Source organism: Nonomuraea typhae (assembly GCF_009760925.1).
Lineage (GTDB): Bacteria > Actinomycetota > Actinomycetes > Streptosporangiales > Streptosporangiaceae > Nonomuraea > Nonomuraea typhae.
Genome location: NZ_VRLV01000010.1, coordinates 89,039 through 113,285, shown reverse-complemented (window position 1 = coordinate 113,285; position 24,247 = coordinate 89,039). Strand labels below are relative to the sequence as shown.

Sequence of the window (24,247 nt, the reverse complement as noted above, 5' to 3'; positions counted from 1 at the left end):
CAAGCGTCGAGGATAGCAATTCGATCACCAGAATTCCCTATTTTTCAGGACTTTCGGGCGTCTGTCACCTCATCTTGCAGTAGTTTCAGGCGCAACAACGATCACAGGGGAGAGATGCATGCGCCGTCGTCTGACTGCGGCCGTGCTCGTTCTCTTCCTGGCGGCGTGCACCGCGCCCGCCCCGCCCTCCGAGGTACGGCCGGATGCGCAGGGAGAAGCGGCCTTCGTCTACGCGCAGAACCTCGACGTGGTCACCGACTGGGACCCGGCCACCTCTTACTCCAACGAGGTGATCGCCCTCCAGAACATCTATGAAACCCTCACCGTCTGGAACCCCGTCACCAAGAAGGCGAGCCCCCGCCTGGCCACCTCCTGGACCAGCGGCGGCGACGGCAAGTCATGGACGTTCACCCTGCGTCCCGGCGTGACCTTCCACAGTGGCCGCCCCCTCGACGCCGCCGCGGTCAAAGCCTCGATCGAGCGCACGATGAAGACCGACGCCGGCGCCTCCTACATCTGGGACGCGGTCGAGAGCATCCGCGTCACCGGCCCGCTCACGGTGACCTTCCAGCTCAAGTACGCCGCCCCGCTGGACCTCACCGCCTCGGCCGCCTACGCCGCCTACATCTACGACGTCTCCGTCGTCGACCAGGTCAAGGACGGCAAGCGGGACGCCGGCTCGGGCCCCTACACGGTCGCCGGCTGGCGCAAGGGCGCGGAGCACGAGCTCACGCTCAAGGCGTTCGAGGGCTACTGGGGCGGCTGGGACCGCCCGCACTACCGCACGGTCAAGTTCCGCGTCGTGCCCGACCCGCGCCGCCGCTGGGAGCTTCTCCAGGACGGCGAGATCAGCTTCGTCGACCGGCTCAGCCCCGGGCTGTACAAGCGGGCCGCCAGGACGCCGGGCGTGCGCACCGCCGACATGCCCTCCTTCAACACCGCCATGCTGCTGTTCAACACCGAACGCGGCCCGCTGCGCGACGTCAGGCTCCGCAAGGCCCTGCAGAAGGCGGTCGACTACCGCGGGCTGATCGAGGCGCTGGGCGGCGGCGCCGTACCGGCCAGTGGGATCGTGCCGGAGGGGCTGCCGGGACATCAGCGCAAGCGGCTGCCCCGCCAGGACCTCGCCGGGGCGCAGCAACTCCTGCGGCAGGCCGGGTACGGCCCCGGCGGACGGCCGCTGACGCTGACGCTCACCTACGCCGAGGGCGACGCCGACCAGAAGATCCTGGTCACCCGGCTCGCCGAGACGCTGCGCCCGCTCAACGTCACCCTGGACAGCCGGCCGATGGAGTGGCTGGCCCAGTGGGAACGCGGCAAGGAGAAGGGCCAGGACATCTTCGTGATGTACTGGTGGCCCGACTACGCCGATGGGTGGTCGTGGTTCGGCAACGTCTTCCGCAGCGGCAAGCCGCCGGTCTTCAACCTCACGTATCTGAAGGACTCGGAGGCCGACGGCATGATCGACATGCTGCCGATGCTCAACGTGACCGACCCGGCCACCGCCAAGAAGACCTTCTACCGGCTCACCGACCGGCTGCTGGACGTGCGCGCGGTGGCCGTCTTCCCCTGGGTGGTCAACTACCAGCGGGCCTTCCTCGGGGCCATCTCCGGCTACGACGACAACCCCGCCTACCCGGACGTGGTCTTCGTCTACGACTTGAGGCCGTCGGCCTGAGCCTCGACCCGCTCGCGCAGGCGGCTCCTGATCTCCTCCGGCGTGTAGGCGCGCCGGCGCCGCTCGGCCCGCGCGATCACGACGCCGGTCGCGGCGACTCCGGCGACTCCTGCCAGCCCCAGCCATTTCCACCAACGCATGTGCTTAGGCTACAAGGGTGTTGACTCTCGACGAGGCCGCCAACGTCACCAGAACCGGGGACCTATGGGTCTTCCGCGGACGCTCGGTGCCCGACCGGGCCATCCAGACGATGACCAACAGCCCGGTCAACCACGTCGGCATGGCCATCGTGGTCGAGGACATGCCGCCCATGATGTGGCACGCCGAGCTGGGCAAGTCGCTGCTCGACCTGTGGTCGGGCACGCACCAGCGCGGCGTGCAGCTGCACGACCTGCGCGCGGCCGTGACGGTCTGGGCCGACCGGTACGGCCAGCGCGCCTGGCTGCGCCAGCTGGAGCCGCAGGCCACGCAGGAGATGGAGGACGCCGCCCTGCGCACCGTGGCCAGGCTGGACGGCACGCCGTTCCCGTCCACGGCCCGCCTGGCCGGGCGCTGGGCCCGCGGACGCATCCCGCGGCTGCGCAGGGGCGTCCAGGAGAGCGCGCTGGAGAGCGCCTACTGCGCCGAGGTCGTCGCCGTCACCTACGAGGCGATGGGCCTGCTGGCCGGCGGCAAGCGGCCCAACTGGTACGACCCCGGCCGTTTCTGGAGCGGCGACGACCTCGACCTCCTGCTCGGGCACCGGCTCGGCAAGGAGATCACCGTCGGCGTCGAGCTCACCCGCTGAGCGCGCGGCGCAGCCGCCACACGCCGAGGGCGAACAACACGGCCGCCGCCGCGGTGAGCACCCCGAGCTGGGGCAGCACGCCCGCGAGCGAGGCGTCGTGGCGGATCAGCCGGGCGAAGGCGTCGTATCCCCAGGCGTGCGGGGTCAGGTAGGCGAGCGTCCGCATCGTCCCGGAGAACGACTCCAGCGGGATCGTCGCGCCGCCCATGGCCGACAGGCCGAGGCCCAGCACGAGAGCCAGCGAGATCGGCGGTCCCGGCGTCCGGAACGAGGCGCCCAGCAGCATGGCCGCTCCGCCGCCGACCAGCGAGAACGCCGTCACCACCGCCAGCGAGCCGATCGGGTCGCCCCAGGAGACGCCGAACAACGCCATCGAGCCGACCATGATCAGCAAGGATTGGAACAACGCGATCGCGATCCGCCCGGCCGCCTCCCCGGCCACGATCGTGCGCAGGGGCGTCGGCCCCGCCGACAGCCGGGCCGTCACACCCCGCGCCCGCGTCTCCACCAGGCCCAGCGCCGCCGTCAGCGAGGTCAGGAAGGTGAACATGAGCAGCAGCGACGGCGCCGAGATCGCATACGCGCTCAGCCCCTCGGGAAAGGGCGTCGTGCCCGAGGTGGTCACGCGCACCTCCAGGCCGCTCTGCCCGCGGGCGGCCTCCTGCCGGACGATCGAGCGGACCCAGGTGCCGGTGTCGTGGCTCCGGGGATCGTTCGCCCGCACCAGGTGGCGCACCGGCCCGCTGCCGGGGATCACCAGCCCGGCGTGCAGCCGTCCCCGTTCCACGGCCGTGCGCAGCGCCGCCTCGTCGGGCAGCCGCTCGACCACGACCCGGCTGCCGGAGCCCAGCGCGCCCGCCAGCCGCTCGGCGGCCGCCCCGGGACCGCTCACCACGCCCAGCCTGAGCTGCTGGCCGCCGCCGTAGAGCTGGCCGAGAACCAGGATCAGCAGGAACGGCGCGACGATCACGAAGAAGATGTTCGTGCGGTCCCTGAACATCCGGCGCAGGCTGAGCCCGGCCATCAGCATGACCTTCACGGCGTCACCATCCTTCCCGTACGCGCCACCGCCACCGGCAGCGTGAGCGCCGCCACGGCCAGCAGGACCGCGAGGGCGGGCAGGATCGAGGCCCCGCCCCGCAACTCGGCCAGCCCCTCCAGGAACCAGTGGTGCGGGGTGAACACGCTCAGCTCCGGCGCCACCGGGAAGAACGAGCCGCCGAGCAGCCCGAGCAGCGAGGCCACGCCCGACTGCCAATTGGCGGCCTGCTCGGCCGTGCGGGCGAAGGAGGCGACCACCGTCATCAGCCCGGTCGCCGCCAGCACCGCGGCCACCACCAGCGCGCCCACCCCGGCCGGAGGCCCCCACCGCGCCCCCAGCAGCACGGTCGAGACGGTCACCAGAACGGCCATGCCGGTCAGGCCGACGAGCACGCCGCCGAGCAGCTTCGCCGCCAGAATCGACCGGCGCGGCACCGGCATGGTCAGCAGCCGCGGCAGTGTGCCGGACGCGCGCTCCTCGAAGATCCCGGTCACGCAGAACAACACCGCGAAGAAGATGAAGAACATCGCCGCGCCCGCCGCGTGGTAGGTGCGCGCGTCGAGCTCGCGGGTGCCGAGCGTGGCATCCGTGATCACCTGGATCCCGCCGCCGCCCGGCAGCGCGTAGGACTCCGCCGCCTCCCGCGCCACCTGTACGGCCAGCGGCGCGTCCACGCTGCCGACCACCTCGACCCGGGCGGGGGAGACCACGAAGACCGCGTCGAGTTCGTTGTCCTCGGTCAGCCGCCTGGCCTCGGCCGCGTCGGCGACCGGCTTCAGCCCGGACAGGCCGCTGCGCTGGGCGAACTCGGCGGCCGACGGGCCGGCCACGCCGTACCGGGTGGACGGGGTGCCGCCGCCCATGGTCAGGCCGAACACGAAGGTCAGGCCGAGCGGCAGGACGAGCGCGAAGACCAGCAGCGTGCTGTCACGGGAGCGGCGGCGCAGGTCCTTGAGCAGGATGCGGAGCATCTCAGTCCCTCAGCTCTCTGCCGGTCAGCCGCAGGAAGGCCGCCTCCAGGTCGGGTTCGCCCAGCTCGTCCGGACTGCCCTCGGCCAGCAGACGGCCGTGGTCGAGGATGCCGACCCGGTCGCACAGGCGCTGCGCCTCCTCCATGTAGTGCGTGGTGTACAGGACGGCCAGGCCCTCGCCGGTCAGGCGGCGCACGCTGTCGAGGATGGCGTTGCGGCTCTGCGGGTCGACCCCGGCCGTGGGCTCGTCGAGCACGAGCAGGCGCGGCCGGTTGAGCAGGCCGATCGCGATGTTGAGCCGCCGCTGCATGCCGCCGGAGTAGGTGGCCACCGCCTTGTCGGCCCTGTCGGACAGGCCGACCGTGGCGAGGAGTTCGGTGGTCCTGGCCTTCGCGGCGGCGCGGCGCATGCCGTACATGCCGCAGAAGAAGCGCAGGTTCTCGCGGCCGGTCAGGTCGGGGTAGAGCGCCAGTTCCTGCGGCACGTAGCCGATCGCGGCCTTGTCCGGCGCGCGCACGCTGCCGGCGTCGGGGGCGAGGATGCCGACGATCATCGAGATGGCCGTGGTCTTGCCCGCGCCGTTCGGCCCGAGCAGGCCGTAGGTCTCGCCTTCCCATACGGCGAAGCCGAGCCCGTCCACGGCGACCAGGTCGTGGTAGCTCTTGCGCAGCCCGTCAACCGTTAAGACGGCCATGCCCGCTCACCCCTGGTTCCGCAGCGGCGTGTCCCTGATCACCGACCAGGCGAGCGCGAGCCCGATCAGGAACGTGACCAGGCCGAGCCCGGCCGCCAGAAGCGGTCCCTGCTCGAGGTCGAGCCCGAGGGCGAAGCTGCTGAACGGCACCTGGAACTGGGTGCCGATGGCGCTCAGCCCGAGCGCGATCAGCCCGACGCCGATCGGGATGGTGAGCAGCCCGCCGGCCCGCCAGCGGTAGAACCCGCCGCCCATGACCAGGCCGGCGGTGATCCACGCCATGAACTCGACGGTGTACTCGAGGAACACCATCGGGACCTGCGCCGGGTCGGTGTACAGGTGGGGCCGGTCGAGCACCTGCTGCCGGTCCAGGAGGCCGTACAGCACGCGCTCGACCAGGTAACCGGCCGACATGAGCGCGGCGGCGAACGGCACGTAGAGCGCGGCGGTGATCGCCGCCTGGAAGCCGAACTGCCGCCGGGTCTGCCCGTGGGCGATGAACAGCGGGAGGAACTGCCGCACCAGCGCCACTCCGACGAACATCACCGCCCAGCGAGGCAGCTGGGAGGCGCCCTCCCACACGCTGCGGGTGAGGTTGCCGAACAGATGGATGCCGAGCGTGAGCACGATGACCGCGCCGGTGAAGGCGAGCCAGGTGAAGAAGGCGACCCACAGGTTGGCCGCCAGCAGCCGGGTGGGGAACCTCACTTGGGACCTCCGGTCAGGTGGATGAACAGCTCCTGCATGGCGATCGGCCCGAGATCCAGCCCGGCTTCCGCGGCCTTGCGGCGGTGGGCGTCGTCGAACTCGCCGTAGACCATGGCCGACTTCGTGGGGCCGAGGACCTTCTCGCCGAGGACGGTCAGCCCGCCGACGAACGCGTCGACGGCCGCGGCGGGCCCGGTGACGGCGTTGCCCCGCTCCAGCAGCCGCTCGCGTTCCTCGTGGACGACGAGCCGGCCCGCGTCGATGATCACCACTTCCTCGAACAGCGGGCTGACCTCCTCGATGAGGTGCGTGGACAGGATGATCGTGCGCGGGTGGGCCATGTAGTCGGCCAGGAGCACGTCGTAGAACGCCTGCCGGGAGGGCGCGTCCATGCCCAGGTACGACTCGTCGAACATGGTCAGCGGCGCCCGCGAGGCCAGGCCCACGACCACGCCCATGGCCGAACGCTGCCCCTTCGACATGGAGGTGACGTTGACCTTCGGCTTCAGCCCGAACAGCGTCATGAGCTCCTTGGCCAGGGCGGCGTCCCAGTGGGGGCGCAGCCATTCGGCGAAGTAGAGCGCGTCGGCCGCGGTGCCGAGGTCGACGGTCTCGCCGGTGTCGCGGATCAGGCAGACCTGGCTGGTGACCGCCGCGTTCTCCCAGACCGGCCGGCCGCCGACCCGCACGGCGCCGTCCGTCGGCTTGCGGAAGGCGGCCAGCACGGACATGAGGCTCGTCTTGCCCGAGCCGTTGCGCCCGAGCAGCCCGTAGATCTTGCCTTCCTCCAGCTCGAACGAGAGCCGGTCGAGCGCGGTGACCTCGCCGTAGCGCAGGGACAGGTCACGGACCTCGACGTTCATCGCGCCCCCTCGATGCGGGCGATGACGTCCTCCAGCGGGATGCCGATGGCCTTGGCCTCGCTCACCATGGGGTCGACGACCTCGGTGAAGAAGCTCTCCCGGCGGGTGGCCCTGAGCGCGTCCCGGGCGGTCGGGCTGACGAACATGCCTATACCTCGCTTCTTGTAGAGCACGCCTTCCTCGACGAGCTGCTGGAACGCCTTGGCGGCGGTGGCCGGGTTGATGCGGTAGAAGGCGGCGTACTGGTTGGTCGACATGACCTGCTCGTCGCCCTTCAGCTGCTCGCTCAGCACCTCGGCTTTGATGCGCTCGGCGATCTGCCGGTAAATGGGGCTCCGGTCGTCGAACATGACCTTCCTGCTTCTTGGGTTCGTTACTCCACTAACGAACCATAGAAGGGGTGGGTTCCCGGGTCAACCGGGTCTGTCATGATCTGCTTCATGGTGAACGTCGGATTGGTGGGTGTGGGGAACTGTGCGTCGTCGCTGGTGCAGGGCGCAGTTTTCTACGATTTGTCGGATATATCGTTTAGTGCGGCCTTTGATGTGAACCCTGGGAAGGTGGGGCGGGACCTCGCCGAGGCGATCTGGGCCGCGCCCAACAACGCCCGCGCCTTCGCCGACGTGCCCCCGGCCGGGATCCGCGTCCTGGAAGGGCTCCTGGCCGATGAACCGGTCGCCGGTGTGCCCGACGCCCGCGGCCAGGCGGCGCTGGACGATGTCGCAGCCGCTCTCCACGACACCGACGTGCTGGTCAGCTTCCTGCCCTCCGGCGCCCAGGCCGCCACCGAGCTCTATGCGGAGGCGGCCCTCCGGGCGGGCTGCGCCTTCGTCAACTGCATGCCCGCCGTACTCGCCCGCGACCCCGGATGGGCCGCCCGCTTCGCCGCGGCCGGGCTGCCGCTGATCGGCGACGACCTCAAGAGCTCCTTCGGCGCCACCCTCGTGCACCGCGCCCTGGCCGACGCCCTCACCGCGGGCGGTGTCGAACTGGAGGAGGGCTACCAGCTGCTCGGCGGCGGCAACGCCGACTTCCTCAACCTGCAGAACCCCGCAAGCCTCGCCGGCAAACGCGCCACGAAGGTCGCGGGCGCCGGCGCCGGCGCGCACGTCTCGGCCGCCTACATCCCCTTCCTGGAGGACCGCAAGATCGCCTACATCCGGCTCCAGGGCAAGGGGTTCGGCGACTCGCCGGTCGAGGTCGAGGTGCGGATGAGCGTCGAGGACTCACCCAGCGCCGCGGGCAACGTCATCGAGGCGGTACGGCAGGCCAAGGCCGCCCTGGACGCCGGGAAGGGCGGCGTGCTGGCCACCGGATTGATGAAGTCCTAAACCCATTGCGCCTGGTTCGCGGCACGGGAAACGATGGTGCCCCATGGGCACGGGCCGCGATCTGGAGATCGCCTGCGACGAATCCGGGTCGGAAGGGGAGAACCTCACCACCCCGGTCACCGACGTGTTCGCCCACGCCGGCGTCCTGCTCGACGCCGAAGCGGCGCAGGCCGTCATCGTGGAGCTGCGCGAGCGCATCCGCTCGCCCGCGACCGAGTACAAGGCCAACCACCTGCTGCGCGGCAAGCACCGCTCGGCGCTGGTGTGGCTGCTCGGCCCGTCCGGCCCCATTCACGGGGTCGCCCGCGTCTACCTGCTGGAGAAGCGCTTCTTCCTCGTCAGCCGCATCGCCGACCTGGTCGATCCCTACGGGCCCAGCCTCGGTTTCCACCGCCGCGAGGAGACGGAGGCCCTGTACCGGTGGGGGCCCCGGCTCGACGGCTGGCCGCGCCTCCTGGAGACCTTCAACGACGTGATCCGCGGCCGCGCCGAGACCGAGGCGTTCTACGCGCAGGTGTCCGCCCTGCGCAGCCCTGAGCTGGCAGAGCTGCTGGAGCGCCTGGGCGCGACCCGGCCGAACCTCGAGACGGCCCTGGCCAGGCGGGCCGACGACCCCCGCGCCATCCCCGTGCTCGACCCGCTGATCCCCGCCATCGTCCAGGGCGTGCTCGCCTGGAGCTCCGGCGGGCGGTCCGTCTCGATCATCCACGACCAGCAGACCACGCTGTCGGAGGAGCGGATCGTGGAGCTGAAGGAGATCCTCGGCGATCCCCGGCTGGCCGCCCGCGCCCGCCTGGCCGGGCTGACGCTGGCCGACTCCTTCGTGGACGCCCGCGTCCAGATGGCCGACTTCCTGGCGGGAGTGGCCAGGAAGATCGCCTCGGAGGAGCTGAACGGCCGCGGCGACGCCGAGCTGACCGAACTCCTGCGCCACTACGTGGACCCGGCCTCGCTGTGGGGCCACGCGCCGAGCTGGTCCCGCCTGCGTCCCTGACCCGCTACTCCCCGCACCCGCAGCCGCACCCTCCGCCGCCGCAGGCGTCGTCTGTGCCGTTCTCCCTGCTCGGTGCCGGTACGGTCACCGGCGCCGGCGGCCGGGCCGGCGGAGGAAACGGGTCCCCGTACAAGGCCAGGGCGGTAGGGGTCGTGTTGCGGAACGGATGCCGCTTCCTGACGGCGGCCAGTGCCGCCTGCCCGTAGCGCGTCCGCTCGCTCTCCGCGTCGCTCCACTTCGTCACGTGGTGAAGCAGGAACCCCACCGGCACGACCACCAGCATGACGCCCGTCATCCTGATCAGCTCCAGCGCGGCGTCGAACCCCCCGGTGAAGATCATGCCCACGGTGAGCACCAGCGACCACCCGGCCAGGAGGCCGCCCAGGATCAGCCCGCCCATGGCCAGGGACGCCAGCATGACGCCCGTCTTCACCCACTCCGGCCGCAACAGGCCGCGCTTCACCAGCGCGCGCCGCAGGTCTTCCGCGACCGGCTCCCAGGCGGGCAGTCTCATCAGCGTGCTCCGGGAAACCCCGCCGGGCCGTACCGCGAGCTCGCCGAGGATCACCCGGTCGACGGGATGGGGGCTGCCGCCGCCGGCCACCGGGGTGCACTGCCCGTCCCTGGACACGCGGATGGCATCGCGGCAGACCAGGCTGAGCAGCACGGTGTCGGCCAGCCGCCACCGGCCGCCGATGAGCACGGCCAGCTCGTACATGTCCTCGACCGGTTCGGCGGCGTTCCTGCGCAGCCGGTCCGCCAGCCCCACGCCGGCGATGAAGAGCGTGGCGACGAGGCCGAGACCGGCCAGCGCCGTGAAGACCACGACCATGCCGTCATTGTCACCCGTCGCGGGCCGCGGGTCACTCAGGAAATGTGCGCGGTGAGCGTCGGAACGCCGGCCGGGCCGTGCTCGATGAGGCGCTTCAGCGCGGCCCCGTCCAGGTGCTGTTCGACCAGATCGCCCAGGGCGTCCAGTTGCTGCTCGCGGATCGCCCCGAAGCTGGTGTCGGGCGCCGGGGTGAAGGCGCGCCCGGCGCGTCCGGCGACGTCGGACAGGAACGCGCGGCGGAAACCGTCGTTCTCCAGGGCGCCGTGCCAGGTGGTGCCCCAGACGCCGGCCACGCGGCAGCCGTCCAGGAAAGGCTCGCCGCCGTGGACCGTGGCCACGCCGTGGTGGATCTCGTAGGCGGTGACCTTGTGGCCGTACGCCACGCCGGTGGGGCGGGCCAGCGTCTTGTCCGGCTTGAAGGCGACGTCCACGGGGAGGAGGCCCAGGCCCTTGACGTGGCCCGCGCCGGACTCCACGGGGTCGTGGATCTCCCCGGCCAGCATCTGGAAGCCACCGCAGATACCCAGGATCGGGCCTTTGCGGTTTTGTACGGCATGCGCCAGGCCGGTCTCCCGGAGCCAGGCCAGATCGCTGACCGTGGCCCGGGAACCCGGCAGCACGACGAGGTCGGCGTCGTCCAGTTCCGCCGGGTCGGTGACGAACCGGACGACGACTCCGGGCTCGGCGGCCAGGGCGTCCACGTCGGTGAAGTTGGAGATGCGCGGGAGCCGTACCACCGCCACGCGCAGTGTCTGGGCGCCGTGCGGGCGGCGGGCGGTCACGCGGCGGTTGTCCAGGGCGAGGGAGTCCTCGACGTCCATCCAGAGACCGTCGAGCCAGGGGAGGACCCCGTAGACGGGGCGGCCGGTGAGGTCCTTCAGGGTGTCGAGGCCGGGTTGGAGGAGTTCGACGGCGCCGCGGAACTTGTTGACCACAAAGCCGGAAATATGGGCTTGATCCGCCGCGTCGAGGAGCGCGACCGTGCCGTAGAAGGCGGCGAACACGCCGCCCCGGTCGATGTCGCCCACCACCACGACCGGCAACCCGGCCGCCCTGGCCAGGCCCATGTTGGCGATGTCGCCGGCCCGCAGGTTGATCTCGGCAGGGCTGCCCGCGCCCTCGCAGATCACCACGTCGTACTCGGCGCGCAGCCGGTTCAGCGACTCCAGCGCCTTCTCCCGGAGCATGTCCTTCAGCGCGCCGTACTCCAGCGCGTCCACGTCCGTCAGAGGACGGCCCATGAGGACCACCTGGCTCCGCCGGTCGCTGCCCGGCTTGAGCAGGATGGGATTCATGTCCGCCGTAGGCTCCACGCCGGCCGCCCGCGCCTGGACCTCCTGCGCCCGCCCGATCTCCGCGCCTCCGGCGGTGACGAACGAGTTGAGTGACATGTTCTGCGCCTTGAACGGCGCCACCCGCACTCCCTGACGGGCCAGCCACCGGCAGATGCCCGCGGTCACCACGCTCTTCCCGGCGTCCGAGGTCGTCCCGGCGACCAGCAGTGCTCCTTTCACCGCGGCATTTTTTCACATCCGCCCATCTTCCGGCTGCCCACGCTCATGGTCCGCTGGTCCGCTGGTCCGCTGGTCCGCTGGTCCGCTGGTCCGCTGGTCCGCGCCTCCAAGCCCGGCCACCGCCGGTTCCTACAGCGGTCTCATCGGCACCCCGGCCGGTCCTGGACGAGACCCGGGCCGGATCGCGGCCAGGGGCCGGATCGCGGCTAGAGGCCGGAGGGCCGCCAGCACCGCCAACCCGGCCGACGCCAGGCTGACGGCCCTGGTCAGCCGTACCGCGCGCCGGATGTCACCCACTTCTGGCGCGCGGCCGCCGCCCATGACCGGCCGGTGCTCGACCCGCCCGCCGTACACGTTGGTCCCGCCGAGCCGCACCCCGAGCGCCCCTGCGAAGGCCGCCTCGCACCGCCCCGCGTTGGGGCTGGGATGCCGGTGCCCGTCCTTCTTGAGTACGGCGAAGGCCCCGGCCTTGTCCGGCCCCACGGCCACGGTGATCAGCCCGGTCAGCCGCGCGGGCACCAGATTCGCCACGTCGTCCAGCCGCGCCGCCGCCCACCCGAACCGCTCATACCTCGCCGAACGATGCCCGATCATCGCATCCAGCGTGTTGATCGCCCGATACGCCAGCAACCCGGGCACCCCCGCCACCGCCCCCCAGAACAACGGCGCCACCACGGCGTCCGAGGTGTTCTCGGCCAGCGACTCCACGGTCGCCCTGGCCAGTCCCGCCGCGTCGAGCTGGGACGGATCCCGCCCGCACAGGTGCGGCAGCCGCGTCCGGGCCCGCTCGAGGTCCTTGGCCTCCAGGGCGTCGGCCATGTAGGCGCCTTCGCGAGCCAGCGTGGTCCCGCCCAGCACCGCCCAGGTGGCCGCCGCCGTGAGCGCCGTCCGGACCAGCGGATGCCGTACCCGCTCGGCCAGGACCCCGATCCCGGCCGCCGCCCCCACGCACAGGGCGACCTGGGCAACGCCGTTCGGCCGGGCATCGCCGTACACCCGCTTCTCCACAGCGGATGCGGCCCGCCCGAAAAGCGCGACCGGATGCCCTCGGCGCGGATCGGCGAACACGGCGTCCAGCGCGACCCCGAGCGCGATGCCGGCAGATCTAGACGAGATGTGCATGAAGCTCATCTTCATGCACATCCAGCCATGCCGCCGCCCGGCGGATGCGCTCGCCCGCGCCATCCGCCCACATGGCGGCCCAGGCGCCACCTTCCTCGGCCCGCGCGCGCATCACCTCATAACTACGATGAAACCGCAGCCGGCCCAGCTCCAGCAGCCGCCGCCGGTCCCGGGAGCGCAGGCCGTACGCATCACAGAAGACCCGCAACCGCGCCCCGACATCGGCCTCGCGCAACAGCGGATGCCGATCGACCGGATCCGCGATCGGCGCCCAGTGCCGCAAGGTGGTGACCACATCGAAAAGCCGCGTAGTGGGCCGGGCCTGATCAAAGTCAATCAGCGCGACAGCCGTGCCACGCCGGAAAATCGCGTTCTCGGGTCGCAGGTCGCAGTGCCCGATCACCTCAGGCTCCCGATCGTCATTGGACCCCTTGGCCCACGCGTCGGAGCCCAGCCGAAACCCAGCAGTCGCATCATGAAATTTCCGCAAAAGCCGCGCCAAACTAGCAAGCCCGTCGAGGCCGGCACTGTGCAGATCGAGCCCGCAACTCCCGGGGACAAACGTGATGATCTCCCGCTCGAGCTCATCCACGCCCACAACCCGAGGCGCCCCCTCGAACCCGGCAGCCTGGAGATGTCTGAGCAGGGCATGCACGGCGGGGGTGGAGGGGCTCTTCGGCCGGCGAACAGTATTGCCCACCCGGACCACGCCACCAGTCACATCCCCGCCCTGCAGGGGAACCTCATGTAGGAGCGACGCGACCATGCCAAGGCATCTTAGACCTCTTTGCACCGATCCCGCCTGGCTTTTTGTGTCGTACCACCACCCCGCCGCCCCCTGCCTCTAGCGTGGCCGGTATGCCGATCCTGCTGTCCATGGCGGCGTTCCTCATGACGCTTCTGGGCGGCCTGGTCGCACACCGCGTCCGCGAACGCCGGAACCTCGTCCTGGGCGCCGCCGCCGGCGTCATGCTCGGCGTCGTGGCCTTCGACCTCCTCCCAGAAGCCCTGACCCTGGACACAGGAAAGATCCACGGCGTCCCCCTGCCCATGCTGACCTTCGCGGCCGGCTTCCTGGCCGTCCACATGGTGGAACGCGCGGTGGCCATGCACGACACCCACGAAGGCGACTACGCCGCCCACCGCCACTCCCACGCCGGCCTCGGCCTAACGGCAGCCGGCGCCTTGGTCATCCACAGCTTCCTGGACGGCGCCGCGATAGGCGCCGCCTTCCAAACCGACGCCACCCTGGCCGTGGCCGTCGCCATAGGCGTCATAGCCCACGACTTCACCGACGGCTTCAACACCTACACACTCACCACCCTGTACGGCAACGCCCGCCGCCGAGCCGTCACCCTCCTGACCCTGGACGCCCTGGCCCCCATCGCCGGCGCCACCCTGACCACCGTCATCCCCATCCCCCACACCATCCTGGGCGCCTACCTGGGAATGTTCGCCGGATTCCTCCTCTACCTGGCCACCTCCGACATCCTCCCCGAAGCCCACACCCCCCGCCGCGCCACCGGCCTCACCCTCACCGCCACGCTGGCGGGGACACTGTTCATGTGGCTGGTGATCGGCCTAACGGAGTGACACGGGCAAAATCGAGTGCGTGACAACTCGCCGGATCATGCACAATAAGGCGGGAGCGCCCTTAGCTCAGCTGGATAGAGCATCGGACTTCTAATCCTCTAAGTCGCAAGCGGTGTGCTGACGTGCCTTTTCCCAGGTCGTCCGTCAGCGGTGTGCGGAAAATCCGATGCTGAAAAAGTTCCCAGCTCAGCGGCCGATTCACGCTCGCTGGTAAGGCAACTCTACCGGTCGGGGGCAGGTTCCGCGGTGTGCGTCCATAAGGACCGTTTAACGAGATCACAGTGACACACCGCGGTCGATCACATACGATGCGGTCACCGCGCTGCTCAGTTGGCGAGGGAGAGCGCCGCACCGCCGCCGCTATCCGACTCCCACAGCGCGATGCGACGGTGGTGCGGTTGTGGGGTGGCGGGTGGCCCCGGACACTCGATTTGCCCGGGGTCACCCGTCCCAGAGCGGGCAGGTCACCGTCCCCACAGAACCCCGCTCAGGGTCCGAATGCGCCGACCTCTCACATTTTGGTAGAGGTCGGCGGCGCCGCCGAGGGCCCCCTACCGCTCGACCCTCACCTCCGCTGAGCCGGCCGGGAGCACCTGAACGTCCGCGCCGTGCCGCTCGATCACGAGCACCCACTCCCCGGCCGGGAGCTCCATCGTCTTGCGCTCCATGTCGCTCGCCTCCCGGGCGAGGATCCGCAGCCCCGGCTCGCACTGAACGACCACCGCTTCGCGCGCCTTCACAAAGGTGCCCTTGTTGGGGACGGTGTGGACCAGGCCGAGCGACGTCAGGTGCGCGATCGCGCGCCGCGCGCTGTCGCGGGAGATCCCGAACTCCTGCTGCAGGTGCTTCTCGCTCGGCAAGGGATAGAGCGGCCGGAGCCGCCCCTCCTCGATGTCCGCACGGATCGCGTCGGCCACCTGGCGGTAGACCGGCGTCGCGCTACGGTGCTCAATCTCGGGCACGGACTGACCGTACGTCTGCCCCAGTCCGGCCCTACCGATGCACCTGCCTGGCCGGACAGGTGCATACCGGAGTGCATACCGGCACCTCGCGCCAACCTCTCGCGACGACTACGCGTCTCACTCTCTGGCATCGAATCGAGACAGGGAGTCATAATGCGGCTGTTGAACCCATTCGGCCCGTTCGTTCTCGTCATCGGGCTCACGGCAGCCTGCGCCGCGGCGCCAGCAGCCACCCCCACAGTGACCGCCGAAACGCCCTCGGTGATCGTCGCATCCCCGACGCCGTCCCCTCCGGCCCAGGCACCCGCCGGCTCCACCCAGGAGTCCGTCGCCGAAGACTCTGCGGTCAAGGTCACCCTGCTGCGCTACCGCCAGCCGTTCACCCCCACTATCGCGGATCTCATCGACCGCAAGGGCTACGAGTACGGCGGCATCGAGGTCAAGCTGTGCCTCACCCGCAACAACAGCTCACTGCAGCTCTCTGTGTCCTGGGACCCCTGGGCCCTCTCCTACGAGGACGGCACGGTGATCAAGACACCGAGCTCGTACAACCTCGGCGCCTGGGCCGAGCCGCTCTACCCCCAGGACCACATCGTGCGAACCGGCCGATGCGTCCGCGGGTGGATCCCCTTCGAGGCGCCCAAGGGGAAGAAGCCGGAGCTCGTGCTGTACCAGCCAGGCGCCGGCACCGTCCTTGAGTGGCGGATCAAGTAGCTTCAGGGGCGAGACCCAATGACGGATAACGAACCCAGCTTCTGGGTCTACACCTGCGAAGAAGGTGCCGCGCGGCTCGGCAACAAGGTGATCAAGGCCAGCACGCTGGCCCGCCTCGCCCGGGAGCGGAAAGTCCCGCACACCCGCAACGGCCGCAAGGTCGGCTGGACCGAGGCCCAGCTGGCCCAAGTCGTCGAGTACCTGGCCACCCCGCCGCCCGCGGCCCCGCCGGCACCAGATCCGCCAGCGGGAGAACCGCCGCCCGCCGAGACGCCCCAGCGCCGCCCCGCCGCCGTGATCGACGCGCCGACCGACCTCCGGCCGTTCGACGTGAAGCGCGGCAGCCGCTACCCGCCGGCCGGCACCTGACTCACGGGTCGCCTACGCTCAGTGCGTGACCCTCACCTTCGCCTTCGACATCGGCGAGACCCTCGTCCACGACGACCGCCACTGGGCAGGTTGGGCTGACTGGCTTGATGTCCCTCGCCACACGCTCTCAGCTCTCGTGGGAGCCGTCGTCGCCCAGGGCCGAGACAACGCCGACGCGGTGCGGCTCCTGCGACCTGGTGTGGACGTCGCTGCCGAGTACGCCGCACGCGAGGCCGCGGGCGAAGGCGAAGTCCTGGACGAGTCCGACCTCTACCCAGACGTACGGCCAGCGTTGGCGGCCCTACGTGAGGTCGGGCACCGGGTGCTGATCACGGGCAACCAGACCGCGCGCATGGCCGAACTCCTGCGCGGCCTCGACCTCCCCGCCGACGCCATCGCAACGTCCGGCGAATGGGGTACGGCGAAGCCAGCTCCTGGGTTCTTCGCCCGCGTCCTGGACCTAGCAGGGGCGCCCGCGTCCCAGGTGGTGTACGTCGGCGATCACCCGGCCAACGACATAGGACCGGCCAAGGCCGCTGGCCTGCGCACAGCACACATTCGCCGGGGCCCATGGGGCTACCTGTGGGCAGACGCCCCAGCCGCGGCAGCGGCAGACTGGAGGATCACCTCGCTGGCTGAGCTCACGAGCATCGCAACGTAGCCGGTTGCAGGAACAGCTCTACCCATTTGAGGTCCCCACGAATAAGAAGATGAAAGCTATTCACAATCAGCCCAGCAGCGGAAACGTACTGGAATGGCAGATCAAATAGCTGGCGTGACCAGGACCAGTGGCATAAGTGAGCCCTGCGCCATAGCCTGAATGGTGCGACCCGAACAGGAAGGTGCAGGGCTTATGGACGAGATTACCATCGGACTCCGCCTCCGGACCCTCCGCCGCTGGCGCGGAATGAAGCAGGCCGAACTGGCCGGTCTGGCCGGAATCAGCCAGAGCTATCTATCCATGGCCGAGCGGGGACAGAGAGCCATCGACAATCGCTGGATCATCGCCGATCTGGCCTCGGCTCTGCAGATCTCGGAGTCGGATCTGACCGGAGGGCCACACCTCACCCAAGACCCGCTGCAGGCTCGGCCCCATGCCACCGTCGCAGCCCTCAGGTTCGCCCTCACTAGCGCCGAGCTTGGCGAATCCGCAGTGGACCGAGCTCGTCCCATTGGCGACCTCAGAGCGCTGATGAGACGAGACGGACGCACGTTCGGCCCCATCGAGCGTGCGTGGCGGGCCAACGACTACATCACCATGGGTCAGTTGTTGCCCGACGTCATCGACGAACTGCACTGGCACATCGCGGATCCCGCCGACGAAGCAACCCATCGAGCAGCCCTTAACACGATGGTGGACGCCGCCATGGGCGCGGCCGGCCTCGCTCGCATTCTCGGCTACCCCGACCTCGGCCATATCGGCGCCGCCAAGGCGGCCGAGGCCGCGGCCCGCCTGGGCGATCCCCTCGCGAGAGGGAAAGCCATGTACGCTTTCGCGCGCTCGGATGGCGGCGACTGGTCGCGGGCAGCTCGACGGGCGCAGCAAGAGTTCAGCCGCTTCCAGGCTGCGGCGGGCAGCTCCGAGGACTATCAGGTGCTTGGCATGCTTGCCCTGAACGCGTCCATGGCCGCGGCCGCCAGCCGCGACTCGGACACGGCGCGAGCTCTGCTCGACGAGGCCGCGGAGATCGCCGAGCTAGTCCCCGACGACATCGATCGGAACTGGCAGTCCTTCAGCGCCACCAACGTCGCAGTCTGGCGTATCAAGATCGGCGTCGAACTGGGCGAGTCCGGCGGCAAGATGCTGGAACTGGCGGAAGACGTAGACGAGAGCAAGCTGGAGTCCTATCCGGCTCGGAAGGCAAACTTCCTAACAGAGGTGGGGCGCGGGCTGGCGCGCGAACGGAGGACTCGCCGCCACGCTGAGCAGTGGCTGCTGAAGGCCGAGAAGGCGGGTCCGCAGCGCTTCCGGAACAACAGCCGCGTCAAGGAGGTCGTCGCAGTGGCACTCGAACAGGACCGGGTGGCGGCCAGTAGCCGCGAGCTGCGAGGCATCGCCTCCCGGCTCGGTATCCCGCACTAATTTCAAGCCATATCACTCGTGTGATTTAGATCACGCGGCCTGGTTCTACCGTCCGGTGTCATGGAGACCGACACGGCCGTGGAGCCTCGCGAGCACCTTGAGCAGCTGCGCGCAGCGCTGGCGGAGGACGGCTGGCCAGCCGACATCGTAGGCACCGCTCAACGCGCTGCGCTGCGCGTCCGTAACCCCGACGACGGCGGGCTACAAATTGACGTGATCAGCCGCGACGGCCTGTACCGCTGGCCGCACGGCCGTGTGATCGACGGCGTCGGCGTTGATGAGGTCGTGGCAGCGATCCAGCACGTCCTGCGCGGGGTATTGGGGTCATGACCGCGCTGGCCAAGGGCCGCAATGTCTTCGGCTGGCCTCTGACCCTAGATCCCAAGGAGGTCGGCCGGGCGCGCGAGCTCGTCCACAAGGCGCTGGCCGGCTATCAGCTCGAGCCCACCCTCCTCGACGACACCGTGCTCGCGGTCTCCGAACTCGTCACCAACGCCATCCGGCACGGCACCCCGCCCATCGAGCTCGCCGTCCACGTGCTGTACGACCGGGTCCGCATCTGCGTGGCCGACGCCTCACCCCGCCAGCTCGTGCCCGGCCAGCCCGGCAGCCACGACGAGCGCGGCCGCGGACTGGCCATCGTGAAAGCCGTCACCGACGGCAGGTGGTGGGTCACCACTCGGCACCCAGGCAAAGAGGTGTGGGCCGAACTCCCCAGGCCCGCAACGAAACTGCCCCGCTGGCTGGTCGCCGGCGTGCCCGGGCAGGCCAGCGGCGGACACAACCCGCCCGCCCCCATCTACACCTAACGCCATCGAGCTGACCGTCCGCCCCTATTACCGGCGGGGACGGCCGGGCCGGGTGGCCCCGCGCGCATGGCTGTGGAGGCACAAGCCGGGGCCACCCACCAACCACCACACGAGGATCCCGATGCACACCCACTTCCACGGCTACACCTGGACCGGCCCCACAGACCTGCTCCGCAGCGCCGACACACCCCGGCGCCCGGACGCACCGGGCTTCGCAGCCTCGCCCGTGCCGCCCATCCACCGCGGCGACTGGCTCCTCAAGGACCCCGACCGGATCGCCGACAACCACGAGGAGGCCGCCGGGGCCGTCGCCTGGATGGTCACGGTGCGAGAGGCGCTGAGGCCGCGCATCCGCTACCCCGACCGGATCGACCAGGAACAGCGCATCCGGAACACAGCGGACTCGCTGCGAGGAGGCTTCGACCAGCATTGGGAAGAGTTCGTGATCGGCTACGAACTCCTCCACATCGCGGCCATCTGCTGCCCGCACCGCATCCTGCCCCACCCCTGCCCGCTCGAGCGGGCCCAGGACGCCGGGCCCGGCGCGGCGCCCGGCGGTGACGGCCCCGTCTTCCGGGTTGGCGGGGCCGTCACCATCCCCTGGTATCCGTGGTAGGCGGCAAGCCGTGCTGAGGATCACCGCCTCCGACGCCGTCGCCCAGGGCGACGACGGCGTCGTCCTGGCCTACGCCTGGCGCGTCAGCCCCGGCCAGTGGGTGACCGGCGACCGGCCACACATCATCGTCAGCGAGCTCGAGGCAATCCGCTACGTCACCGCCAGGTGGCAAGCCACCCTCACCACGCTGCCCCGGCCTCCCACCACGGCCACGGCCACCGCCCCCTGGTTCTGAACCCCTCCGGCCGGTCGAACACGACCTCGCCGACCGGAGGGACCCGACCACCTGCAGCAACAGGAGATCGAGCATGTCAGAGGTACAGGAGCGCACCCCGAGTGCGCCAGAGAACACGAGTTCGATGATCGTCCCCGGTGAGCCCTCCGCCGAAGGGCTCACCGGGGAGATCGAGCCGGATCACCCCGAGATGGATGATCCGGCCCCCGGCGAGGACGCGGCCACCACCCCTCCAGCCGCTCCTCGCCGGCGGGTAAACGAATGGTGGCAGCGCCTCCAGGAGCAGCGCGCGACCCGCCGGCGCCCGCGGCCCCCTGCGCCGACGGGCCGCTCGAAATGGGCGATCGCCGGAGTGGTCGGCCTCGCCCTCCTCGTCCTCGCGATCGTCGCCGTCGGCCTGTCGGTCAGCCTCGGCCCGCTCCGCGACACCGCGCTCGCCGTACACATCGACCCCACCGCGGCGAGCCTCTGGTGGATCGGCGTGGACGGCCTCGTGGTGGTGGCCATCATCGCCGCCGTCGTCCTGCGCCACGACCCCTGGGCCCGCTGGTACGCACTCGGCGTCGTCGGCTTCTTCACCGCGGCGAGCGGCCTGCTGCAGTACCTGCACGGCCGCGGGCTGACCGCGCCGGATCAGGGGGCAGGGGGTGATCCGGCGCTGCCTTGGCAGGTGGTCGCGCTCGTCGCGGCCCTCGTCATCGGCACGATCTTCTGCGCCACCCACCTGTTCGTGTACGTGCTCCGGCACCTGTTCCCGAGCGCCCTGTATGACCAGGCACAACAGGACCCGGACCGTACCGCGGAGCCGTCCTCAACAACGAGAAAGAAGATCGACAACGATTTGGACGCCGAGGACGGGCCGCCCGAAACTGGGCGATCCGAGATGGACGAGCAACCGCCCCTCGACGAGGAGACCGAGCGCGAGATCCGCAAATGGTTCGCCGCCTGCGCCGTGAACCTGATCTTGGACGCGGGCGCGACACCGTCCCGAACCAAGATCGCCGGGACGTTCGGAATCAGTGATCGGCAGGCAGGCTACGTCATCGCCGACGTCAACCTCGCACGGGAGCAAGCGGCCAAGATCGCCGAGTCGCTGAAGGCGCTCGACCCCGCCGACGGCAGCAACCAGAGCGACCCAGCACGCGTGAACGGATCACCTTCCGGGGGCAGCCCGGCACCGGCCGGGGGCGGCTCATGAGCGCGGCCGGGGAGGACCGGCCGTCCTCGTTCCAGCCAGTCGCCGCCCGGCCAAGCCCGGGCCGCAAACCGCAACCCGCCGCCCCCGCGGCCCGGCGCCCGGCCGGGCCCGCGCCCGGCCCGCTCCTGATCGCCACCGCGGTACTCGCCGCCGCGGTGTGGATCGGGCTGCGCCACGCCGGCCTCGAGCCCGGCTGGTCCGGAGCGGCCGGCGGGCTGGTGGCCGGGCTGATCCTCGGCGCCGCGCTGCCCGGCTGGTGCCAGCGCCTGGGCGACCGGCTCGGCATCTCCAAGCAGGCGCGGAGGCGCCAGTGATCGCCGTCTGGTGGGCGCTCTACCTCCTGCGCCTCGCCCTGGGCGCGCCCGTCCACCTATGGATCATCGCCCTCCAAGCCCTGGGCGCGCTCATCGCGGGCGCGATCGTCTGGAGCGTTGACCTGGCCGCCGCGCTGGCCGGCGGGCCGCCCGCCCGTGTTCTGCTCCGCCGGCTGGCCCGGCAGCTTCATCCCTCGTCCTGGAGTACGGCATGACCCTTCGCAAGCGCATGGTGTGGAAGGGCCGCGCCCAAACCGGCAAATCCAAGGCCGACCTGCGGACCCTGTTCGCCATCCCGATGACCTCACCCAGCGCGGTCGCCGACTTCGCCGACCAGCTGCGCGCCGTCGGAATGCGGCTGGAAGTGGGAGTCGAAGGATCGGTCGAAGACCTCGACGACAACCTCGTCGCGATGATCCGCGACACCTACAAGATGGGCCGGATGGCCGCCCGCTACCGCACGCGCAGGCTCCGACAGCGAGGCGAGACGCTGCAGCGGCTGGCCGAGGCGTTCGCCAAGAACGCCGTCAAGCTCAACCGCGACTTCGAGCAGGTGCTGGCCGCGCTGGAGGACGACGAGGAGCGCCAGGCCGCCAAGCAGGGCAAGAAGACCAAGCGCACCGTACGGCGCCCGGCGTTCACCCTCGACGACTAGGACGAAAATGAGCAAGGAACAGCCGGCGGAGTCCGTGCGGGCCCAGGTCACCCACCGCTACGTCTCCCGCACGCTACCGATCATGGTGGGGCTCGTCTCCTTCATCGGCTATGCCGGGCTGATCGGCATCACCACGGCCTTCACCCCCGACACCCCCGCCGGTCGGGTCGTACTCGTCGTCCTGGGCACGCTGCTGACCGCGTGGCTATGGGTCCACGCCCGGACACGCCCGCGCAAGATCCGCCTGCATCTCGCCGGCACCGCCGCCGCCGTGTCCGGGGCCTGCCTCGCGCACGAACTGCTGCCGTTCGCCGCGATCTGGCAGTGGAGCGCCCTGCTGTGGCTGACGCTGGCCATCTCCTGGGTGCTGCGCATCCTGGTCGAGGAGTCCGCGCGCGACCCCCAGGCGGGCGGGCCCAAGGCCATCGCGGCCGCCGACGACCCGCTGCAGGCGGTGTTCGCGCTCGCTGCCCGCGAGACCCAAGCCGATCCGATGACGGTCCGCACCACCAAGGCGGGCCTGCACAAGATCTCCGGAGTGCTCCGGCTCGACCCCGGCGAAGACGCCGAACAGTTCCTCCAGAACGGCGGCCTGGCCACGGTCGAGTCCGGGGCGAACCTCCCCCCGGGCGCCCTCAACGGCGCACCCTCGCGCACCTCCCGCCGCGAGCTCCACATCGACCTGTCCGACCCGACCGCGCTGGACACCCCGCCGCGCTGGCCCGGCCCCTCCCGCCCGGGCGCAAGCATCGCCGACCCGGCCCATCTCGGCCTATTCCAGACCCTGGACGTGTGCGAGGTCGTCATCATCGACGGCAACGTCGCCCTCACCGGCACCACCGGCGCCGGCAAAGGGTTCGGCGGCGCCTGGGGCTGGCTCGGCGAGGCCATCACCCGCACCGACGCAGCCGTGTTCGCCAGCGACCCGGCCAAGGACTCCCAGACGCTCGGCGTCCTGGCCCCGGCCCTGCACGTCGTCGAATACACCGCCCAGGGCGGAATCGCCCTGCTGAACGGCATCAACGCCGAAATCCCCCGGCGCACGAAGTGGCTGGCCGAGCGCGGCTACGCCTCCTGGCGCCAAGGCTGCGGCCTGAAGTACTGGATCGTCTGGCTGGAGGAGTTCCCCAAGCTCGTCCTCGAGATGAGCGATGAGGACTGGGATGCGTTCAAGTCCACACTGAAGGAGATCCGGTCCGCCGGCGGCCGGGTGTTCGTATCCCTGCAGGACCTGCACCACAGCGAAGTCGACGACATCGGCGTGGTGAAGGGGCAGTTCGGCCGGATGACGTTCGGGATGATGACCGCCGCGGCGGCAGGCCGGTCCCTGACCGACCGGCAGAATAGCGCCGAGCTGGCACCGGGCAGCTCCCCGGAAGACTGGAAGGCGGACTTCCCCGGCCGTGCGCTGATCGACGTCAACGGCCTGGCGGCCGAGCTCGCCACCGTACCGTTGCACACCTGGAACTGGGGCGAGACCGACGCCGAGCGCTACGCCACCATGCGGGCCCACGTCGCCGAGCACACCCACACCAAGACCACACCGGACGACGAGTTCACCGCCCGCATCGTCGCCGCCGCACGAGCCCGCGCCGCCGCACCCGCGAGCGATAGCAACGGCCACAGCCACGACGACCCCCGAGACGAGCGCGACAAGGGCACCGCGGCCGACAACAGCCAGGCCGACAAGGCGCTGCGCGAGGCCGGCATCCACCCCGAGCCAGGCGACGACGACATCGACCCCCGCCAGCCGATCGTCTCGAGCGCCGACCCCAGCATCACCTTCCCCGCCCCGCCCCCGGCCAAGCCGAAGGCGTCCCCCGAGCAGGCACGCCGCCGAATGCTGGAGACGCTGTGCGAGTGGGCCGAGGAAGGCCGCACCGAGATCGCCACCGCCGACATGCGCCCCATCTGGGAAGCCCTCGGCTACTCCCGGCCCTGGGCGCAGAAGGTGGCCGGCAGGCTCTACGAGGACGGACTCCTGCGCCGCGAGGGCGGCGTCTGGATCCTGCTCCCCGACCGGCTCGTGAGCGAGCGCGACCGCGGGCTGGTGGACGCGTGACACGCCGGCGGGCGCGTGGCACCCGTAACGGGCCGGACGCGGGGGCCTACAGGTCAGGGGAGGTGCCACGGCCTCGTGGCACCCCCTGTGGCACCCCCTGT

30 protein-coding genes are annotated in these 24,247 nt (G+C 70.6%); 18 read left to right on the top strand and 12 right to left on the bottom strand.

Features of this window, described 5'->3' with window-relative positions; genetic code table 11:
* Positions 1 to 118: 118 nt before the first annotated feature.
* Positions 119 to 1,678, top strand: coding sequence for an ABC transporter substrate-binding protein (locus tag FVE25_RS33600; protein WP_157251172.1), 1,560 nt, complete (start codon positions 119 to 121; stop codon positions 1,676 to 1,678).
* On the opposite strand, the gene FVE25_RS54005 is transcribed toward FVE25_RS33600, so the two are convergent.
* The gene (locus tag FVE25_RS54005) at positions 1,654 to 1,818 is read right to left on the bottom strand and encodes a hypothetical protein (RefSeq protein WP_181019786.1); all 165 of its coding nucleotides are present in this window, start codon (positions 1,816 to 1,818) and stop codon (positions 1,654 to 1,656) included. The two genes, FVE25_RS33600 and FVE25_RS54005, sit on opposite strands and share 25 nt — an antisense overlap.
* Before the next feature lie 20 nt (positions 1,819 to 1,838).
* Between FVE25_RS54005 and FVE25_RS33595 the strand changes: the two genes are divergently transcribed.
* The gene (locus FVE25_RS33595; protein WP_219825756.1) at positions 1,839 to 2,465 is read left to right on the top strand and encodes a hypothetical protein; all 627 of its coding nucleotides are present in this window, start codon (positions 1,839 to 1,841) and stop codon (positions 2,463 to 2,465) included.
* On the opposite strand, the gene FVE25_RS33590 is transcribed toward FVE25_RS33595, so the two are convergent.
* From FVE25_RS33590 to FVE25_RS33565, 6 genes are read right to left on the bottom strand one after another with little or no spacing between them, the layout of a single operon-like run.
* Entirely contained in the window at positions 2,455 to 3,495 is a 1,041-nt protein-coding gene (locus FVE25_RS33590; RefSeq protein WP_246267864.1) for an ABC transporter permease, read from the bottom strand. The two genes, FVE25_RS33595 and FVE25_RS33590, sit on opposite strands and share 11 nt — an antisense overlap.
* Positions 3,496 to 3,500: 5 nt before the next feature.
* The gene (locus FVE25_RS33585; protein WP_157251169.1) at positions 3,501 to 4,478 is read right to left on the bottom strand and encodes an ABC transporter permease subunit; all 978 of its coding nucleotides are present in this window, start codon (positions 4,476 to 4,478) and stop codon (positions 3,501 to 3,503) included.
* Between the two features lies 1 nt (position 4,479).
* Positions 4,480 to 5,172 (bottom strand): ABC transporter ATP-binding protein, encoded by a 693-nt coding sequence (locus tag FVE25_RS33580; RefSeq protein ID WP_157251168.1) that lies wholly within the window; start codon positions 5,170 to 5,172, stop codon positions 4,480 to 4,482.
* 6 nt (positions 5,173 to 5,178) lie between these two features.
* Positions 5,179 to 5,880: a hypothetical protein gene (locus FVE25_RS33575; protein WP_157251167.1), complete on the bottom strand. Its 702-nt coding sequence runs from the start codon at positions 5,878 to 5,880 to the stop codon at positions 5,179 to 5,181.
* Positions 5,877 to 6,743, bottom strand: coding sequence for an ATP-binding cassette domain-containing protein (locus FVE25_RS33570; protein ID WP_157251166.1), 867 nt, complete (start codon positions 6,741 to 6,743; stop codon positions 5,877 to 5,879). The genes FVE25_RS33575 and FVE25_RS33570 overlap by 4 nt, the downstream gene beginning before the upstream one ends.
* Positions 6,740 to 7,093 (bottom strand): GntR family transcriptional regulator, encoded by a 354-nt coding sequence (locus tag FVE25_RS33565; protein WP_157251165.1) that lies wholly within the window; start codon positions 7,091 to 7,093, stop codon positions 6,740 to 6,742. Before FVE25_RS33565 ends, FVE25_RS33570 begins: the two co-directional genes overlap by 4 nt.
* Positions 7,094 to 7,303: 210 nt before the next feature.
* Here FVE25_RS33565 and FVE25_RS33560 point away from each other — a divergent pair, with 210 nt between their 5' ends.
* Positions 7,304 to 8,074: a hypothetical protein gene (locus tag FVE25_RS33560; protein ID WP_157251164.1), complete on the top strand. Its 771-nt coding sequence runs from the start codon at positions 7,304 to 7,306 to the stop codon at positions 8,072 to 8,074.
* A gap of 43 nt (positions 8,075 to 8,117) precedes the next feature.
* Positions 8,118 to 9,068 carry a hypothetical protein gene (locus tag FVE25_RS33555; protein ID WP_157251163.1) on the top strand — a complete coding sequence of 317 codons (951 nt, stop codon included), beginning with the start codon at positions 8,118 to 8,120 and terminating at the stop codon, positions 9,066 to 9,068.
* A 4-nt stretch (positions 9,069 to 9,072) separates the two neighbouring features.
* Here the strand turns inward: FVE25_RS33555 and FVE25_RS33550 are convergent, their stop codons facing one another.
* The 4 genes from FVE25_RS33550 to FVE25_RS33535 form a co-directional block, all read right to left on the bottom strand.
* Positions 9,073 to 9,900, bottom strand: coding sequence for a TIGR04222 domain-containing membrane protein (locus FVE25_RS33550; RefSeq protein WP_157251162.1), 828 nt, complete (start codon positions 9,898 to 9,900; stop codon positions 9,073 to 9,075).
* 35 nt (positions 9,901 to 9,935) lie between these two features.
* Positions 9,936 to 11,414 (bottom strand): cobyric acid synthase, encoded by a 1,479-nt coding sequence (locus FVE25_RS33545; RefSeq protein WP_157251161.1) that lies wholly within the window; start codon positions 11,412 to 11,414, stop codon positions 9,936 to 9,938.
* Positions 11,415 to 11,543: 129 nt separating this feature from the next.
* On the bottom strand, positions 11,544 to 12,545 hold the full coding sequence (locus FVE25_RS33540) for a cobalamin biosynthesis protein (protein ID WP_246267787.1): 1,002 nt from the start codon (positions 12,543 to 12,545) through the stop codon (positions 11,544 to 11,546).
* Positions 12,520 to 13,128, bottom strand: a complete 609-nt coding sequence (locus tag FVE25_RS33535) for a phosphotransferase (protein ID WP_246267785.1) — start codon at positions 13,126 to 13,128, stop codon at positions 12,520 to 12,522. The genes FVE25_RS33540 and FVE25_RS33535 overlap by 26 nt, the downstream gene beginning before the upstream one ends.
* Positions 13,129 to 13,394: 266 nt before the next feature.
* Here FVE25_RS33535 and FVE25_RS33530 point away from each other — a divergent pair, with 266 nt between their 5' ends.
* Positions 13,395 to 14,129, top strand: coding sequence for a ZIP family metal transporter (locus FVE25_RS33530; protein WP_157251159.1), 735 nt, complete (start codon positions 13,395 to 13,397; stop codon positions 14,127 to 14,129).
* 551 nt (positions 14,130 to 14,680) lie between these two features.
* Here the strand turns inward: FVE25_RS33530 and FVE25_RS33525 are convergent.
* Positions 14,681 to 15,091: a GntR family transcriptional regulator gene (locus FVE25_RS33525; protein WP_157251158.1), complete on the bottom strand. Its 411-nt coding sequence runs from the start codon at positions 15,089 to 15,091 to the stop codon at positions 14,681 to 14,683.
* A 162-nt stretch (positions 15,092 to 15,253) separates the two neighbouring features.
* Here FVE25_RS33525 and FVE25_RS33520 point away from each other — a divergent pair, with 162 nt between their 5' ends.
* The 13 genes from FVE25_RS33520 to FVE25_RS33460 all read left to right on the top strand — a co-directional run bounded on the left by FVE25_RS33520 (position 15,254) and on the right by FVE25_RS33460 (position 24,146).
* Positions 15,254 to 15,805: a hypothetical protein gene (locus FVE25_RS33520; RefSeq protein ID WP_157251157.1), complete on the top strand. Its 552-nt coding sequence runs from the start codon at positions 15,254 to 15,256 to the stop codon at positions 15,803 to 15,805.
* A gap of 18 nt (positions 15,806 to 15,823) precedes the next feature.
* Positions 15,824 to 16,174 carry a hypothetical protein gene (locus FVE25_RS33515; protein WP_157251156.1) on the top strand — a complete coding sequence of 117 codons (351 nt, stop codon included), beginning with the start codon at positions 15,824 to 15,826 and terminating at the stop codon, positions 16,172 to 16,174.
* 25 nt (positions 16,175 to 16,199) lie between these two features.
* Entirely contained in the window at positions 16,200 to 16,835 is a 636-nt protein-coding gene (locus FVE25_RS33510; protein ID WP_157251155.1) for an HAD family hydrolase, read from the top strand.
* Between the two features lie 192 nt (positions 16,836 to 17,027).
* On the top strand, positions 17,028 to 18,257 hold the full coding sequence (locus FVE25_RS33505; RefSeq protein ID WP_181019785.1) for a helix-turn-helix domain-containing protein: 1,230 nt from the start codon (positions 17,028 to 17,030) through the stop codon (positions 18,255 to 18,257).
* 60 nt (positions 18,258 to 18,317) lie between these two features.
* Complete coding sequence (locus tag FVE25_RS33500; protein WP_157251153.1) at positions 18,318 to 18,587, top strand: hypothetical protein; 270 nt, start codon at positions 18,318 to 18,320, stop codon at positions 18,585 to 18,587.
* Positions 18,584 to 19,066, top strand: coding sequence for an ATP-binding protein (locus FVE25_RS33495; RefSeq protein ID WP_157251152.1), 483 nt, complete (start codon positions 18,584 to 18,586; stop codon positions 19,064 to 19,066). Before FVE25_RS33500 ends, FVE25_RS33495 begins: the two co-directional genes overlap by 4 nt.
* Before the next feature lie 121 nt (positions 19,067 to 19,187).
* Positions 19,188 to 19,682, top strand: a complete 495-nt coding sequence (locus FVE25_RS33490) for a hypothetical protein (protein WP_157251151.1) — start codon at positions 19,188 to 19,190, stop codon at positions 19,680 to 19,682.
* 10 nt (positions 19,683 to 19,692) lie between these two features.
* The gene (locus FVE25_RS33485; protein WP_157251150.1) at positions 19,693 to 19,917 is read left to right on the top strand and encodes a hypothetical protein; all 225 of its coding nucleotides are present in this window, start codon (positions 19,693 to 19,695) and stop codon (positions 19,915 to 19,917) included.
* A 73-nt stretch (positions 19,918 to 19,990) separates the two neighbouring features.
* Positions 19,991 to 21,115: a hypothetical protein gene (locus FVE25_RS33480; protein WP_157251149.1), complete on the top strand. Its 1,125-nt coding sequence runs from the start codon at positions 19,991 to 19,993 to the stop codon at positions 21,113 to 21,115.
* Positions 21,112 to 21,429 carry a hypothetical protein gene (locus tag FVE25_RS33475; protein WP_157251148.1) on the top strand — a complete coding sequence of 106 codons (318 nt, stop codon included), beginning with the start codon at positions 21,112 to 21,114 and terminating at the stop codon, positions 21,427 to 21,429. The genes FVE25_RS33480 and FVE25_RS33475 overlap by 4 nt, the downstream gene beginning before the upstream one ends.
* Positions 21,426 to 21,644 carry a hypothetical protein gene (locus FVE25_RS33470; RefSeq protein ID WP_157251147.1) on the top strand — a complete coding sequence of 73 codons (219 nt, stop codon included), beginning with the start codon at positions 21,426 to 21,428 and terminating at the stop codon, positions 21,642 to 21,644. The genes FVE25_RS33475 and FVE25_RS33470 overlap by 4 nt, the downstream gene beginning before the upstream one ends.
* On the top strand, positions 21,641 to 22,084 hold the full coding sequence (locus FVE25_RS33465) for a hypothetical protein (RefSeq protein ID WP_157251146.1): 444 nt from the start codon (positions 21,641 to 21,643) through the stop codon (positions 22,082 to 22,084). Before FVE25_RS33470 ends, FVE25_RS33465 begins: the two co-directional genes overlap by 4 nt.
* Before the next feature lie 7 nt (positions 22,085 to 22,091).
* Positions 22,092 to 24,146: a hypothetical protein gene (locus FVE25_RS33460; protein ID WP_157251145.1), complete on the top strand. Its 2,055-nt coding sequence runs from the start codon at positions 22,092 to 22,094 to the stop codon at positions 24,144 to 24,146.
* Positions 24,147 to 24,247 lie beyond the last annotated feature (101 nt).

Excerpts from the sequence above, each read along its gene's own strand:
- FVE25_RS33460 (WP_157251145.1), top strand. The coding sequence starts at position 22,092 with ATGAGCAAGGAACAGCCGGCGGAGTCCGTGCGGGCCCAGGTCACCCAC.
- FVE25_RS33550 (WP_157251162.1), bottom strand. The coding sequence starts at position 9,900 with ATGGTCGTGGTCTTCACGGCGCTGGCCGGTCTCGGCCTCGTCGCCACG.
- FVE25_RS33540 (WP_246267787.1), bottom strand. The coding sequence starts at position 12,545 with ATGAGCTTCATGCACATCTCGTCTAGATCTGCCGGCATCGCGCTCGGG.
- FVE25_RS33505 (WP_181019785.1), top strand. The coding sequence starts at position 17,028 with ATGGACGAGATTACCATCGGACTCCGCCTCCGGACCCTCCGCCGCTGG.
- FVE25_RS33465 (WP_157251146.1), top strand. The coding sequence starts at position 21,641 with ATGACCCTTCGCAAGCGCATGGTGTGGAAGGGCCGCGCCCAAACCGGC.
- FVE25_RS33475 (WP_157251148.1), top strand. The coding sequence starts at position 21,112 with ATGAGCGCGGCCGGGGAGGACCGGCCGTCCTCGTTCCAGCCAGTCGCC.
- FVE25_RS33590 (WP_246267864.1), bottom strand. The coding sequence starts at position 3,495 with ATGCTGATGGCCGGGCTCAGCCTGCGCCGGATGTTCAGGGACCGCACG.
- FVE25_RS33480 (WP_157251149.1), top strand. The coding sequence starts at position 19,991 with ATGTCAGAGGTACAGGAGCGCACCCCGAGTGCGCCAGAGAACACGAGT.
- FVE25_RS33580 (WP_157251168.1), bottom strand. The coding sequence starts at position 5,172 with ATGGCCGTCTTAACGGTTGACGGGCTGCGCAAGAGCTACCACGACCTG.
- FVE25_RS33600 (WP_157251172.1), top strand. The coding sequence starts at position 119 with ATGCGCCGTCGTCTGACTGCGGCCGTGCTCGTTCTCTTCCTGGCGGCG.
- FVE25_RS33490 (WP_157251151.1), top strand. The coding sequence starts at position 19,188 with ATGCACACCCACTTCCACGGCTACACCTGGACCGGCCCCACAGACCTG.
- FVE25_RS33495 (WP_157251152.1), top strand. The coding sequence starts at position 18,584 with ATGACCGCGCTGGCCAAGGGCCGCAATGTCTTCGGCTGGCCTCTGACC.
- FVE25_RS33500 (WP_157251153.1), top strand. The coding sequence starts at position 18,318 with ATGGAGACCGACACGGCCGTGGAGCCTCGCGAGCACCTTGAGCAGCTG.
- FVE25_RS33565 (WP_157251165.1), bottom strand. The coding sequence starts at position 7,093 with ATGTTCGACGACCGGAGCCCCATTTACCGGCAGATCGCCGAGCGCATC.
- FVE25_RS33555 (WP_157251163.1), top strand. The coding sequence starts at position 8,118 with ATGGGCACGGGCCGCGATCTGGAGATCGCCTGCGACGAATCCGGGTCG.
- FVE25_RS33530 (WP_157251159.1), top strand. The coding sequence starts at position 13,395 with ATGCCGATCCTGCTGTCCATGGCGGCGTTCCTCATGACGCTTCTGGGC.
- FVE25_RS54005 (WP_181019786.1), bottom strand. The coding sequence starts at position 1,818 with ATGCGTTGGTGGAAATGGCTGGGGCTGGCAGGAGTCGCCGGAGTCGCC.
- FVE25_RS33515 (WP_157251156.1), top strand. The coding sequence starts at position 15,824 with ATGACGGATAACGAACCCAGCTTCTGGGTCTACACCTGCGAAGAAGGT.
- FVE25_RS33570 (WP_157251166.1), bottom strand. The coding sequence starts at position 6,743 with ATGAACGTCGAGGTCCGTGACCTGTCCCTGCGCTACGGCGAGGTCACC.
- FVE25_RS33585 (WP_157251169.1), bottom strand. The coding sequence starts at position 4,478 with ATGCTCCGCATCCTGCTCAAGGACCTGCGCCGCCGCTCCCGTGACAGC.